11 protein-coding genes are annotated in these 13,563 nt (G+C 64.1%); 5 read left to right on the forward strand and 6 right to left on the reverse strand.

The annotated features are described in order from the left end of the window. The first annotated feature begins 256 nt into the window (after positions 1 to 256). Together AACH87_RS06990 and AACH87_RS06995 are read left to right on the forward strand one after the other, a co-directional pair. Entirely contained in the window at positions 257 to 1,291 is a 1,035-nt protein-coding gene (locus tag AACH87_RS06990; protein WP_338798873.1) for a TRAP transporter substrate-binding protein, read from the forward strand. Next, positions 1,288 to 3,960, forward strand: coding sequence for an EAL domain-containing protein (locus AACH87_RS06995; protein ID WP_338798050.1), 2,673 nt, complete (start codon positions 1,288 to 1,290; stop codon positions 3,958 to 3,960). The genes AACH87_RS06990 and AACH87_RS06995 overlap by 4 nt, the downstream gene beginning before the upstream one ends. A 61-nt stretch (positions 3,961 to 4,021) precedes the next feature. Here AACH87_RS06995 and AACH87_RS07000 read toward each other — a convergent pair whose 3' ends face one another. Then, positions 4,022 to 4,921, reverse strand: coding sequence for a DMT family transporter (locus tag AACH87_RS07000; protein WP_338798051.1), 900 nt, complete (start codon positions 4,919 to 4,921; stop codon positions 4,022 to 4,024). 95 nt (positions 4,922 to 5,016) lie between these two features. Here AACH87_RS07000 and AACH87_RS07005 point away from each other — a divergent pair, with 95 nt between their 5' ends. Together AACH87_RS07005 and AACH87_RS07010 are read left to right on the forward strand one after the other, a co-directional pair. Then, positions 5,017 to 6,000: a quinone oxidoreductase gene (locus AACH87_RS07005; protein ID WP_338798052.1), complete on the forward strand. Its 984-nt coding sequence runs from the start codon at positions 5,017 to 5,019 to the stop codon at positions 5,998 to 6,000. A 50-nt stretch (positions 6,001 to 6,050) separates the two neighbouring features. Next, a complete protein-coding gene (locus AACH87_RS07010; protein WP_338798874.1) occupies positions 6,051 to 6,845 on the forward strand; it encodes an NUDIX domain-containing protein in 795 nt (264 codons plus the stop codon). 61 nt (positions 6,846 to 6,906) lie between these two features. Here the strand turns inward: AACH87_RS07010 and AACH87_RS07015 are convergent, their stop codons facing one another. Beyond that, entirely contained in the window at positions 6,907 to 7,809 is a 903-nt protein-coding gene (locus AACH87_RS07015; RefSeq protein WP_338798053.1) for a LysR family transcriptional regulator, read from the reverse strand. Between the two features lie 139 nt (positions 7,810 to 7,948). Here AACH87_RS07015 and AACH87_RS07020 point away from each other — a divergent pair, with 139 nt between their 5' ends. Next, on the forward strand, positions 7,949 to 8,953 hold the full coding sequence (locus AACH87_RS07020; RefSeq protein WP_338798054.1) for a bile acid:sodium symporter family protein: 1,005 nt from the start codon (positions 7,949 to 7,951) through the stop codon (positions 8,951 to 8,953). Positions 8,954 to 8,979: 26 nt separating this feature from the next. On the opposite strand, the gene AACH87_RS07025 is transcribed toward AACH87_RS07020, so the two are convergent. The 4 genes from AACH87_RS07025 to AACH87_RS07040 all read right to left on the reverse strand — a co-directional run bounded on the left by AACH87_RS07025 (position 8,980) and on the right by AACH87_RS07040 (position 13,563). Further along, positions 8,980 to 10,635, reverse strand: a complete 1,656-nt coding sequence (locus AACH87_RS07025; RefSeq protein ID WP_338798055.1) for a Na/Pi cotransporter family protein — start codon at positions 10,633 to 10,635, stop codon at positions 8,980 to 8,982. 204 nt (positions 10,636 to 10,839) lie between these two features. After that, positions 10,840 to 11,664, reverse strand: coding sequence for a phosphodiesterase (locus AACH87_RS07030; RefSeq protein ID WP_338798056.1), 825 nt, complete (start codon positions 11,662 to 11,664; stop codon positions 10,840 to 10,842). A gap of 53 nt (positions 11,665 to 11,717) precedes the next feature. Next, positions 11,718 to 12,776 (reverse strand): ABC transporter ATP-binding protein, encoded by a 1,059-nt coding sequence (locus tag AACH87_RS07035; RefSeq protein ID WP_338798057.1) that lies wholly within the window; start codon positions 12,774 to 12,776, stop codon positions 11,718 to 11,720. Continuing rightward, on the reverse strand, positions 12,766 to 13,563 hold the full coding sequence (locus AACH87_RS07040; RefSeq protein WP_338798058.1) for an ABC transporter permease subunit: 798 nt from the start codon (positions 13,561 to 13,563) through the stop codon (positions 12,766 to 12,768). The genes AACH87_RS07035 and AACH87_RS07040 overlap by 11 nt, the downstream gene beginning before the upstream one ends.

A 13,563-nucleotide genomic window follows, 5' to 3' on the forward strand; every position in this document is an offset into this window, starting at 1 on the left:
GTTATCGCGTGGGCGCACACTCTTGACTAATGTCAATTAAATGTGACCAAGCGTAGCAATTTAGCTGTGCTCGGGCCGCGTAATGGGCACAATCGACGCCGCTATGTCTGTGGCCCGCAGGGTGGCGCTCTTCTTGCTTTTTTCTGTCCAGGAAAAGGGGAGCTAACGAAAAGCTTGGGTTTGTGTGGCCGCCATGTTGAGCTTGTTCCCATCACTGCGAAGAATGCGCCCAGGCGCTGCCGCGCTGTGCTGCTGCATGGGGCTGGCTTTGGCGATGGCTGCGGCCCATGCCAAACCACCGCCCCCTGCCTACCATTTGCGCGTGGTGGGAGGGCTGGCGGATTTGAGTCAATACACGCGCCGGGAAGAGCCTTTCTGGTCCAAGGAACTGGCCCGCATCAGTGGCGGTCGCTACACCGCCGAAATTGTTCCTTTTGACCGCGCTGGAGTTCCCGGCACAGAGATGTTGCGCCTGATGCAGTTGGGGGTTGTGCCCTTTGGCACGGCGCTCATGAGCTCCTTCAGTGCCCAGTATCCCGAATACACGGCGCCTGACCTTGCGGGGCTGAACCCTGACATCCGCACGTTGCGACTCACCCTGAAGGCCTTCAGGCCTTACCTGGAAAAGACCCTGCGCGAGCAGCACGGGGTGGAGCCGCTGGCCATTTACGTGTACCCGGCGCAGGTCGTGTTCTGCAGCAAACCCATGAGCAGCCTGGCGGACCTTTCCGGGCGCAGGGTCCGGGTTTCATCGTCGACGCAGGCTGACTTTGTGACGGCTCTGGGCGCCGTGCCCATCCTCACAGGCTTTGCGCAGATTGTGCCCAGCGTCAAGGCGGGCAACATGGACTGTGCCATCACCGGCACCATGTCCGGCAATACGCTGGGCCTGTACTCGCTGATGAGCCATGTGCACGGCTTGCCCATCACCTGGGGGCTGGCTGTCTTTGGCGCCAACAGGGCCGTGTGGACTGCACTGCCCGCCGAATTGCGTGACTTGCTGCAGACGGAATTACCCAAGCTGGAGGCCTCCATCTGGAGCGAATCGGAGCGTGAGACCGCCGATGGCCTGGCCTGCAACCGCGGTGCGCCCGAGTGCGCAGGCGGGCGCAAGGGGCGAATGGTCCTGGTGCCTGTTTCTGAGCAGGACGAGCGTCGCCGACGGGATATTTTTGCGTCTACCGTGCTGCCGCGATGGTTGCAGCGCTGCGGTCAGCGTTGTGCGCAGGTCTGGAACTCCACCATCGGTCCGGTGCACGGCACCATGGCTTCTGCCCCCAAAGCGCCATGAGCCCCGAGATACCCCGGCGCATCAAGCTCTTTGTCTGGGGAGGTGTGTCCGCCTTTGTGCTGGCTGTCGTGGCCGTGGCTGCAACGCTCATCTACCAGGCCCGACAGGTAGCGCTGGTGGATGCCGCCAGCGGTGCCAATCGCTTTGTCGCCAGTGCGGAGGCGGCCCTGAATCGCTCATTCCTGGCGGTGGATGTTTTGCTGGCCAGCATGGACGAGATTCTGGAGCTGTCGGGCGTGCGGCAGGAATGGCTGGACCCGGAGGTCGCCAGCCAAAGGCTGCGCAGCTCGGCCCGGCAGAACCTCATGGTGCGCTACGTTGCGCTGCTGGATGAGAAAGGCCGGGTCATTGCGTCATCGGATGCTGCGGGGGCCTCGCTGTCGGTGTCACTGCCTGCAGGTCTGGCCGACCTGGTGTTCTCGCAGCCGGTTCCCATGCTCACGGTCAGCGCCCCTGCCGTGAGTTTTGTCAGTGCCGAAAAGGTGCTGTACATGGCACGCCCCATGGCCTTGGCCGACGGCTCCCGCATGCTGGCGGTGGCGCAGGTACCTGTGGTGGCATTGGCCGGGGTGCTGACGCAGGGCATGGACATTCCAGGCTTGCAGGTCACTCTGGAGCGAACTGGCGGGCAGGCCCTTTTGACCTTGCCCCGACAGGAAGAGGGCGAAAAGCTGCTGCTTTCGCCACCCCTGGCTGAACTGGATGCCACGGGCCCCGCGTGGCAAGCCCGTGCACGGCTTGGCGGCGAGCCCGCGCTGGTGGTGTACCGCCCTTTGATGTACCAGGACTTGCGCATTGCTGCCAGCGTGCCCCGACACGATGCCTTGACGGCATGGCGCTCGACCCGGGATGGCATTGTGCTCACCACCCTGGGTTTTGTTGCGATGATGATCCTGGTTGGCGCAGTATCCATGCGCTACCTGGACCGCATGACGCAGGCGCGGGTGGCCATCGCCCACTCCAAGGCCACGCTGGACGAGGCGCTGGAGTCCATGGTCAGCGGCTTTGTTCTGCTCGACAGCCAGATGCGGCTGGTGCAGTGGAACCGGCGGTTTGAGGAGATCTACCCCTGGCTCAAGGGGCACCTGGCACCGCAGATTCCCTTTCGTGAACTCCTGATGGAGAAAGCCCGGCACCACCTGGAAAACGCGTCGCCTGAAGAGCAGTTGCGCTGGGTGGAGCAACGCGTGGCTGTGCAACGTAATCCGCAAGGCCCGCATGAACAGGGCCTGCCGGATGGCCGTGTGATCCAGGTGACAGAGCGGCCTACCCCTGATGCCGGGCTGGTGATCACCTACCACGATGTCACCGAACTGCGCCGGGCCAGCGCAGAGATCGAAAACCTCGCTTTCTACGATCCGCTGACCGGGCTGCCCAATCGCCGCTTGCTGATGGACCGGATTCAGCAGGCCGTGGCGGCCAACGCCCGCAGTGGCCAGCATGGCGCGCTGCTGTTCCTCGATCTGGACCACTTCAAGACATTGAACGACACCTTGGGACACGAGGTGGGAGACATGCTGCTGCGCCAGGTGGCTGAGCGACTGCGGGCCTGCGTGCGCACCGAAGACACGGTGGCCCGCCTGGGTGGGGACGAGTTTGTGGTCATGCTCAAGAATCTGGCGGCCAGCCGCAACGATGCGGCTTCGCTGGCCCGGCGCGTGGCCGAGAAAATCTTGCGCCGCCTGAACATGCCGTACGCCTTGGGCGCCCACCTTTATCACAGCACGCCCAGCATAGGCGCCACGCTGATCGGCCTGGACATGCAGCCTCCGGTAGATCTGCTTAAACAGGCAGACATTGCGATGTACCAGGTCAAGTCGCAAGGGCGCAACTCGTTGTGCTTTTTTGACCCCCAGATGCAGGTGGCCATCAACCAGCGGGTGCAGCTGGAAAACGACCTGCAGAAAGCCATTTTTGAAGGCGAGTTTGAACTCCACTACCAACCCCAGCAGCGCCTGGATGGCCGGATCGTGGGGGTGGAGGGGCTGGTGCGCTGGCGTCACCCCGAGCGGGGCCTGATTGCTCCCGGGGGGTTCATCGCGGTGGCCGAAGAGAGTGAACTGATCGTGCCGATTGGCTACTGGGTGCTGCGCACCGCCTGCGCGCAGCTGGCAGCATGGAAGAGTGATCCGCGGTATCAGCACGTGCAGGTGTCGGTCAACGTGAGCGCCCGGCAGTTCCGTCAGCCTGACTTTGTGGAACGTGTGGTGGAGATCTTGCGCGAAACCGGCGCGCAAGCCCATCTGCTCAAGCTGGAGCTGACCGAGTCGCTGGTGCTGGACGACGTGGACGACACCATCGCCAAGATGGAGCAGCTCAAGACCAAAGGCGTGCGCTTCTCTGTGGACGACTTTGGCACCGGTTACTCATCGCTGGCCTACCTCACGCGTCTGCCGCTCGATCAACTGAAGATTGACCAGTCCTTTGTGCGCAACCTGGGCGCCAAGCAGACCGATGACGTGATTGTGCAAACCATCATCGGCATGGCACGCAACCTGGAGCTGGACGTGATTGCAGAAGGCGTGGAGACCGTGGAGCAGCGTGACACCCTGGCCCGTTACGGTTGCCATTACTTCCAGGGCTACCTGCTGGGCAAGCCCATGCCGCTGCACGAGCTGGAGGCCCTGTTGGGGCATGACCCGGCGCTCCCAGCTGTGGATGCAGCGTAGGCTGAAGTTTTTTCGCCGTCCGCTGTGCGGCGGAGTCGATCCTTGCGGAGTGGCCTTGGGTTCAGCGCCGTGAAGACACCAGAATGCCTCCCACGATCAGCGCAAACGCCACGCCGTGAAAGAGGTGAGGACGCTCGCCCAGGAAGGCTGCAGACAGCAGGGCCGCAAAAAGCGGCGTGAGGTTGATGAAAAAGCCCGCCACGGCAGGCCCGGCACGTTGCACCCCCACCCCCCAGCAGCGGTAGGCCAGCACCGCCGGGCCGATTGCTATGAACGCCAGGGCCGCTGCCAGCGCCCAGCTCCATTCGATGTGAGTGCGCCCCAGGCTCCATTCCACGCCTGCAAAACTGCCGGACCATGCCAGGCCGAAGACCAGTTGCGCCATCAGGAATGCAGCCCAGTCGCTGCGCAGGCCCGCCGGTTCGCTGGTGCGCACCAGCAGCCAGCTATAAAAAGACCATGACCCCGTAGCCAGCAGCATGAACAGATCGCCCGGCACCAGGCGCAAAGCCAGCAGCTGGCTCCACTCCCCCCGGCTGAGCACGATCAGCACCCCCAGAATCGACAGCACCGCTCCTGCCAGCTGTTGGCGCGTGACCTTGGCACCAAAGAACAAGCTCCCCACAGCCAGCATCCATACCGGCATGCTGGAGCCCACCAGCGTCACGTTGATGGGGGTGGAGGTCTGCAGGGCCATGTACTGCAAAGCGTTGTAGAGGCCGATGCCCAGCAGGCCCAGCACGGCATAGCGTTGCCAGTGAGGCCACAGGGGGCTGTCCTTGCGCAGCACGTGGCGCGCCAGGGGCAGCAGGATGGCGAAGGCCAGTACCCAGCGCACAAAGTTCAGGGTGATGGGGGGGATCATTGTGTGCACCAGTCGGCCCACCACAGCATTGCCGGCCCATAGCAGCGGGGCCGTGGTCAGCAGCGCTGCGGTGCCGGGAGTCAGTCGTTGAGTCATGGTGGCAACTGTAACGGGCTGGCATCTGCAAGGCTTGCAGAAACATGGCACGATGCCTGCCGTTTTGTCACTCGCATTACAGGAGACCCCGAGCCATGACCCTTGCCGTCCAGATCCGCCAGCATGGCGGCCCCGAAGAGTTGCAACTTGTCGATGTGAACGTGGGCGAACCTGGCCCGGGCGAGATCCGTATCCGCCACCATGCCATCGGCCTGAATTTCATCGATGTGTACCACCGCACCGGCCTGTACCCGCTGAACATGCCCGCAGGCATTGGCATGGAGGGCGCAGGCGTGGTGGAGGCCGTGGGCGAGGGCGTCACCCATCTGAAGGTGGGTGACCGTGCCGCCTATGCCAGCAACCCGCCCGGCAGCTACAGCGAGGTGCGCGTGATGCCCGCCAAGACGGTGTGCAAACTGCCCGACGCCATCAGCTTTGAAACCGGCGCGGCAATGATGCTCAAGGGCCTGACAGCGCAGTACCTGCTGAAAAAGACGCTGCCCGTGGAGGGCCTGCAGGCCGGCGACTTTGTGCTGTTCCACGCGGCCGCTGGTGGGGTGGGGCTGATTGCCTGCCAATGGGCCAAGGCACTGGGCCTGCAACTGATCGGTACGGCCGGGTCCGACGCCAAGTGCCAGCTGGCACTGGCCAATGGGGCGGCCCACGCCATCAACTACATCACCGAAGACTTTGCGGCCCGGGTGAAGGACATCACTGGCGGCAAGGGCGTGAAAGTGGTGTACGACTCGGTGGGCAAGGACACCTGGGACAAGTCGCTGGACTGCCTGCGCCCCTTCGGCCTGATGGCCAGCTTTGGCAATGCCTCTGGCCCTGTGCCTCCGTTTGCACCCGGCGCACTGGGGGCCAAGGGCTCGCTGTACGTCACGCGCCAGACGCTGTTCACCCACATCGCCACCCGTGAAAGCACCCAGGCCATGGCCGACGACCTGTTTGCCGTGGTGGCCAGCGGGCAGGTAAAGATCCATATCGACCAGCGCTACCCCCTGGCCCAGGTGCAGCAGGCGCACCGGGACCTGGAGGCACGCAAGACCACCGGCTGCACCATTCTCACGCTGTGAGCGGCGCGTTTTTTCCTCCGGCCTGGGCCACTTCTGCCCCTGGCCCGTGGCTGCAGCCGGTGCGGCAGGCCGCGCAGCAACCCCCTGCGCAGCCCCGCGTTGCATTGCACGTGGCCGGTCATGCGGTGGGCTCTGTGGTACAAGGTTTCTTTGAAGAAATCGGCCTGCAGCGCATGATGGATAAGCGCTGGCAGCTATATTTTCAGGAGCATCCTCAGCAACCGGCCTGGTACCTGGACGTAGCGCCTGAAGACGCCACGGCGGCGCTCAATGCCGTTGCCGCCGCATTGCGCACTGCCGGGCGCTGCGGCCCCTGGCGCGATGAGCAACTGGCCGTGCCCAACCCGCAAGGGGATGTGGTGGCTACCGTTGAGCGCGGAGCCGTGCGCGTGCTGGGCATCGCCACCCGCGCCGTGCATCTGGTGGGCGTGGCACCGGATGGACGCATGTGGGTGCAGCAGCGCTCTCACACCAAGCCCAACAACCCGGGCATGTGGGACACGCTGATGGGTGGCATGGTCTCCGCGCAGGACACCCTGCCTGAAGCTCTGGCCCGTGAAACCTGGGAGGAAGCGGGGCTGGAGGTGGACCAGTTGCACCGCGTGGCGCACGGCGGCTACGTGGAGTTCTCCCGCCCCAGCCGTGAAGGCGGTGGCGTAGGCTTCATGCGTGAGCGCATCGACTGGTTCCAGGCCGTTGTGCCCGAAGGCATGGAGCCCGCCAACCAGGACGGAGAGGTGGAGCGATTTGAACTGTTGCAAAACGGGCCACTGCTGCACCGCCTGGAGCAAGGCTTGTTCACGCCCGAGGCCGCGCTGGTGATTGCCGGGTATTGCGGCTGGTAGTCCGCCAGCGTTGTCCGCTTTTCTGTTTGCTATTGAATTAATAGCTGCTTGCGCTTGATTGTCAAGCGCTGGAAGCCCGTTGGGTGGCTACTTCCCGCACCAGGTTCCACGCCGCCTGCGCCACCGGAGACAGCGCCCGGTTGCGGCGGTGGACCAGCACAATCTCCCGGTCGACCTGAGGGCGCAAGGGGCGCACCGCCAACCGGGGCAGCCCTTCGGGCGGCAACGCCAACGTGGGGATGACAGACACGCCCAGGCCTGCATCCAGCATGCGGAAGATGGTGGTGGGATGCCCCACCTCTTGCGCCACGGTGCATTCCACGCCGTGGCTTTGCAGGGCCCGGTCAATCAGCCTGCGACTGCCGGAGGCATGGTCAAGCAGCACCAGCGCTTCGCCCGCCAGATCGGTCCAGCGCACCTGCCGCTTGCGCGCCAGCCGGTGGCCCGGCGGGCAGGCCAGGCAAAACGGCTCGGTCAGGATGGTTTCGCACTCCAGCGCATCGCGCTCGCCTGGGTCAATCACCACCCCAAAATCCACCTCGCCCGACAACACGCTGGCCAGCACATCGCTTTGCATGCGGTCCAGCAGCACCAGCTCCAGACCCGGCAGGGTGGCCTGGCAGCGTGCAATGCACTCGGGCATGAGGTTGGCCGACAGGGTGGGGCTGCTGGCCACGCGCACCCGGCCACGTTGACCGCTTGCCAGCTCCCGCACATCCAGCAGGGCGCTTTCCAGCTCTTCCATCACGCGCGGCAGCCGGGCTGCCAGGCGCTGGCCGGCTTCGGTCAGCGTGACCTCGCGGGTGGTGCGGTTCAGCAGCTTCAGGCCCAGCTGGGCTTCCAGCTCGGTGATGCAGCGGCTCACAGCGGGTTGGGTCAGCCCGATGGCGTCGCCCGTGCGGCTGAAGTTGCGCGTGCCCGCAACGGACTGAAAGACCAGCAGCTGGCGTAAGGTGATATTCATGCACTCAAATCATAAATCCATCAGAGAAATCCATTTCTCTTTGGAATCAAGCTCGGGTCCAATGCGCGCACTCGCCCATTCAGCCCCGATGGGCTGCAATCCCTGACCAGCCACTCCCTCATTCACCCGCTCACCTCCTATGGCCCGCTCTCGCTTCCTTCCCGACAATTTCACCCTGGCCTTGCTGGGCACCGTCACCTTGGCCAGCCTGCTGCCTGCGCATGGCGTCGCAGCGCAGGCGCTGGAAGGGCTGACCGTAGCCGCTGTGGCGTTGCTGTTCTTTTTGCACGGGGCCAAGCTCTCGCGCGATGCCATCGTGGCGGGGCTCTCGCACTGGCGGCTGCATCTGGTGGTGGTGGCGACTACGTTTGTGCTGTTTCCGCTGCTGGGCTGGGCGCTGCGCCCGGTGCTGCAGCCTTTGGTCACGCCCGGGCTTTACACCGGCATCCTGTACCTGTGCGTGCTGCCTGCCACCGTGCAGTCGGCCATTGCCTTCACAGCCATGGCGCGCGGCAACATGCCTGCGGCCATCTGTAGCGCTTCTGCGTCAACCCTACTGGGCATCGTGATCACGCCCCTGCTGGTGGGGCTGGTGTTGCCCGACGTGCCTGCACAGGGGGGCTCTGCCCAGCCTGACACGCTGGCCAGCATTGGCCGCATCACGCTGCAACTGCTGGTGCCCTTTGTGGCAGGTCACCTGTTGCGCCCCTGGATCGGCAACTTCGTCAAGCAACGCGCTGCGGTGCTCAAGTTTGTGGACCAGGGCTCCATCCTGCTGGTGGTGTACACCGCATTCAGTGCGGCGGTGGTCGAGGGCTTGTGGGGCCAGTTACCCCTGCCCGCATTGTTGGGGCTGGTGCTGGTGTGTGCCGTGCTGCTGGCCATGGCCTTGGTCAGCACCACCTGGGCGGCGCGCCGTCTGGGCTTTTCCAAAGAAGATGAAATCACCATCGTCTTCTGCGGCTCCAAAAAGAGCCTGGCCAGTGGCGTGCCCATGGCCAAGGTGCTGTTCGCATCACATGCCGTGGGCGCTGTGGTGCTGCCCCTGATGGTGTTCCACCAGATGCAGCTGATGGTGTGCGCCGTGCTGGCGCAACGCTATGCGCAGCGCCCCGTGCCTGAGCAGCAGGCTGTAACCGCCTGAACGCAGGCACTGCCTGGAGAGCCGCTCTAAATTTGCTCTGGCGTGGGCTTGAGGCGGCTGGGTGCCAGGGCTCCTGCAGACTCCAGAATGGGGTACGCAATGGAGCACAGCAGCGAGTTGATGCGCTTGAGTTCACTGATCAGGTCAATATGCAGCGAGCTGGTTTCAATGCTCTGCACCGTGTTGTCTGACAGCCGCGCCAGGTGCGTTGCCGAGTAGGCCCGCTCCAGGTCGCGAAAGCGCGCTTTTTCTTCCAGCAGTTTCTGCGCGTCGCGCACATTGCCGTTGAGGAACACGCTCATGGCCAGCCGCAGGTTGGCCACCAGCCGGGTGTGCAGTTCGTTGATTTCTTCCATGCCCGCTTCAGAGAAGTGGCGGCCCTTCTTGATTTTCTTGTCCTCAATGTCGATCAGCACGCGCTCGATGATGTCGCCGATCTGCTCCATGTTGATGGTGAAGCTGATGATGTCCGCCCAGCGGCGGCCTTCGCGCTCATCCAGCGCCTCGCGCGAGATCTTGGTCATGTAGTACTTGATGGCCGAGTACAGCTCATCCACCTGATCGTCCAGCTTGCGCAGATCTTCCGCCAGCTTCTGGTCGTCCGTACGGATCACCTGGTGCAGGCCCAGCAGCATGGACTCCACCACATCGGCCTGGTGCAAGGCCTCACGCGCCGCGCAAGAGATGGCCAGGGAAGGCGTGGCCAGTGCAGAAGGGTCCAGGTGCTGGGGGCGGCTGCCTGCAGCTGCTTGGGCATCGGCCACCGGCAGCAGTTTTTGCACGGCGCGCGCCACAGTGCCCGTCAACGCGATGCACACCAGCCCCACCACCAGATTGAACGCAAGGTGGAAGAGGACGACCAGCGATGCAATGTCCGGCACATGGGGGCGGGCGTGCTGCAGCCACAGGCCAATCATGGGTGTCATGATGACGACCCCGATGATCTTGAAGAACAGGTTGCCCAAGGGGACTTGCCGGGTCTGGATATTGGCGCGCAAGGTAGTCATCACCGCCAGCAAGCCACTGCCCAGGTTAGCCCCCACCACCAGTCCCAGAGCCACATCGACCGGAATGCCGCCTGACCCGGCCAAAGTGGCTGTCAGCAGCACCGTGGCAAGGCTGGAGTAAGACAGCACCGCCAGCACGGCCCCGGTGAAGATTTCAAGCAGCAGGTCACTCGTCAGCGCGCTCAGCAGGGTGCGCACGGTGGGGGATTGGGTGAGCACCGTGGTGGACTCGGTAATCAGCCGCAAGGCCAGCAGCATCAGGCCCAGGCCGATGAGCACGCGCCCCACGCGGCCCGCGGCCGTGTCTTTGCGGGAGATGAAGAGCACCACCCCCACGAAGATGAAGAGGGGAGAGAGCCACGACAGATCCAAAGAGAAAACCACCGCCATCACGCTGGTGCCTACGTCGGCACCCAGCATCACCGCCAGCGCTGCAGGCAGCCCCACCAGCCCTTGCCCTACGAAGGACGAAACGATGAGCGCCGTGGCCGTGCTGGACTGCACCAGCGCCGTGACCCCCATGCCCGAGAGCACCGCAGTGAACCGGGTGCTGACGCTGCGCGCGATGAACTGCCGCAGGTTTGCGCCGAACACGCGCAGGATGCCTGTGCGCACCAGATGGGTGCCCCAGATGAGCAAGGCCACAGCAGCCAACAAATTCAAAAGATGCTTCATGAAATACCGTCGTTCTTCTTCTTGGTTCTTACCCTGCCGCCAGCGCAGCGGTCTGTCAGCGATGACGCTGCAAGAATCGCGCTCGCCAGAGATGTCATAAAAATGTCATACAGCATACTCCTAAATCGATAGCGCCTGCAGGCATGCCCCCAAGGGGGACATTGCATTGAAATGGACCGATGGTGGGGAGGTCAATCGCCCGCGTCAGTCGATCAGGCGTCCTGATTCATGAAATGGATAGGGACCTTCCCAGGGGCCTATGGCTGCGGTGTGGCTCACCAGTCGGCCAACAGGTGGCAGCGCATGCAGGGCAAAGCCGGGCGGCTCCAGCATCCAGGCCGACGCTGCATCGGGGGCCAGGTCCAGCCGCACCTGATGGGCTGGCGAGGGGGCGGTAGAGGCGATGCTGCCGCCAAAGCGCACTTGGATGCTGCGGTGCAGGTGCCCGCAGATGATGCGTTCCACCTGTGGGTGGCGTGCCACCATGGCTTCCAGCTCCGCTGCTCCCTGCGTCAGGCCGATCGCGTCCATGTGGCCGATCAGGGTCTGGAACGGTGGGTGGTGCATGGCGATGACCACGGGTTTTTCCCGGTGCGCAGCCAGCTCGGCCTGTAACCACGTCAGGCGTTCCTCACACAGGCTTCCGCCGCTGGCCCCGGGGATCACGGTGTCGAGCGCAATCAGTTGCATGCGGCCCACAGGCACGCTGTATTGCACATACCCGCTGCGCCCCAGATAGGCGTGGTCCGGAAAGCTGGCGCGCAATTGCTCTCGGCTGTCATGGTTGCCGGGCAGCAGGTAGACGGGCATGTGGAGGGGCTGGAGCAATGCCCGCAGGTGGTCATATTCCTGCGCCCTGCCAAAGTCAGTCAGGTCACCGGTGATGACCACCGCATCGGGCATCTGGGGCAGGTCAAGGATGTGCTGCACCGCGCGTGCCAGGTAGGGTGCCGTGTTGATGCGGCCGTAGGCCAAGCGGCCGGGTTCACGGATGTGGGGGTCAGACAGTTGGAGAAGCAACGTGGTCATGGTGGATGTGCGCAATGTTTGGGGGCAGGGTGAATGTGCCTGGATAGGTGAAATCAATGCACCGGCTCGAAGGGCATCAGCCGTTCCGGAGCGATGTAGACGCCCACGGTCTCACCCGCCTGAGCAGGGTGATCGCGTGACACGTCGGCGTTGATGAGCGCCTGCTCAGGCACCTGCAGCGTGAGTTGCACGCGGTCCCCCAGAAAACTTCTGCGCACGACCTGTGCCCGCCCCCAGCCCGGCTGCGCAGGACCCACCTGGATGTCCTCTGGGCGCACCAGCACGGTGGCCATATCTTGCAGGCCCAATGCGCAGGGCAGGTCCCAGCCTCCCAGGCTCAACACGCCACGCCGCCTTGCCTCTTCGCTGCGTTGCAGCTGATTGACCCGGCCCAGGAAAGTGGCGACGAACGGGTGGGCGGGGTTGCGGTACAGCGTCTCGCCATCGCCCACCTGCACAATGCGGCCCGCCTGCATGACGGCCAGCCGATCTGCAATGGCCAGGGCCTCTTGCTGATCGTGCGTGACGTGGATGGCCGTGATGTGCAGTTGCCGCAGCAACTGAGCCAGCTCGTCTCGCAATGATTCCTTGAGTTTGGCGTCCAGGGCCGTGAGGGGCTCATCCAGCAGCAGCACCCGGGGCCTCACCGCCACGGCGCGCGCCAGTGCCACGCGCTGGCGCTGGCCACCTGACAGCTCTGCCGGGCGTTTCTTCTCCAACCCCCGCAGGCGCACCAGGTCCACCAGTTCGCCCACGATGCGCTGCCGCTCTGCGGCTTTTGCGCCGCGGATCTTGAGCCCATAGCCGATATTGGCCTCCACTGTCATTTGCGGAAACAGGGCGTAGTGCTGAAACACCATGCCCACACCGCGGCGCTCGATGGGCAGATGGGTGACATCGACGCCGCCAAACGCAATGCGGCTGCCTGCATCTGGCGCTTCCAGGCCTGCCATCAGGCGCAGCAACGTGGTTTTGCCACAGCCTGATGGGCCGAGCAGGGCCAGGACTTCGCCGGGCTCTACCTGCAGGTCTGTCGGGTGCAGGCCACGGGTGCCATCGGGATAGGTTTTTGCGCACTGGACCACGTCCACGCGCGTGCGTTCAAGTTCCATGGTGTTTCTCGATCAATGAACCGATGGCCTGCAAACCCCACAGCACGGGCAGGATGACCATCAGAAAAACCAGCGTGTAAGCCGATCCGACCTCGATGCGCATCGAGGCATAGCTGTCTGCCAGCCCCACGGGCAAGGTGCGTGTGAGGGGCGTGTGCAGCATCCAGGTCAGGTTGAACTCGCCTACGGACAGGGTGAACACCATGAGGCTGCCCGCCACGATGGCGGGCAACACGGCGGGCACCAGTACGCCGATGAAGCGCTGCGCAAATCCTGCGCCCAGCGAGCGTGCGGCTTCTTCCAAGGCGCGCAGTTCGTCCTTCTGGAATGCAGAGGCCACCGTGCGCACCATGAAGGGCAGGGTGAAGACCATGTGCCCCACCAGAATGAAGGCCAGGCTTTGCCTGAAGCCCTGCAGCGTGCCGTAGAGCAGGATGAGCGCCAGCGCGCTGGCCAGGCCGGGGATGGCTACGGGCAGGGTTAGCAGCTCTTCCAGCAGCCGTGCCCAGCGCGATGGGCTGCGGGCCAGGGCGTAGGCACAAGGCACACCGATGAGCAGGTTGCCCAGTACACACAACAAGGCCAGCAGCAGCGATGCGCCCACGGTGTTGCCATAGTTGTCCCACACTTCCTGCAGCCAGCGCAGCGTCAAGCCACTGCGGATGCCGACGCTGTAGTTTTCCACCAGCCCCGCCATGATGGACAGGAGCATGGGGGCGAGCAGGAACAGCGTGACCAGGCCGGTCAGGGCGAGCAGGGGCCAGGGCGTTTGTCGGGTGGTTTTCAT

It is taken from the genome of Acidovorax sp. DW039 (genome assembly GCF_037101375.1).
Taxonomy (GTDB): Bacteria; Pseudomonadota; Gammaproteobacteria; order Burkholderiales; family Burkholderiaceae_C; genus Acidovorax.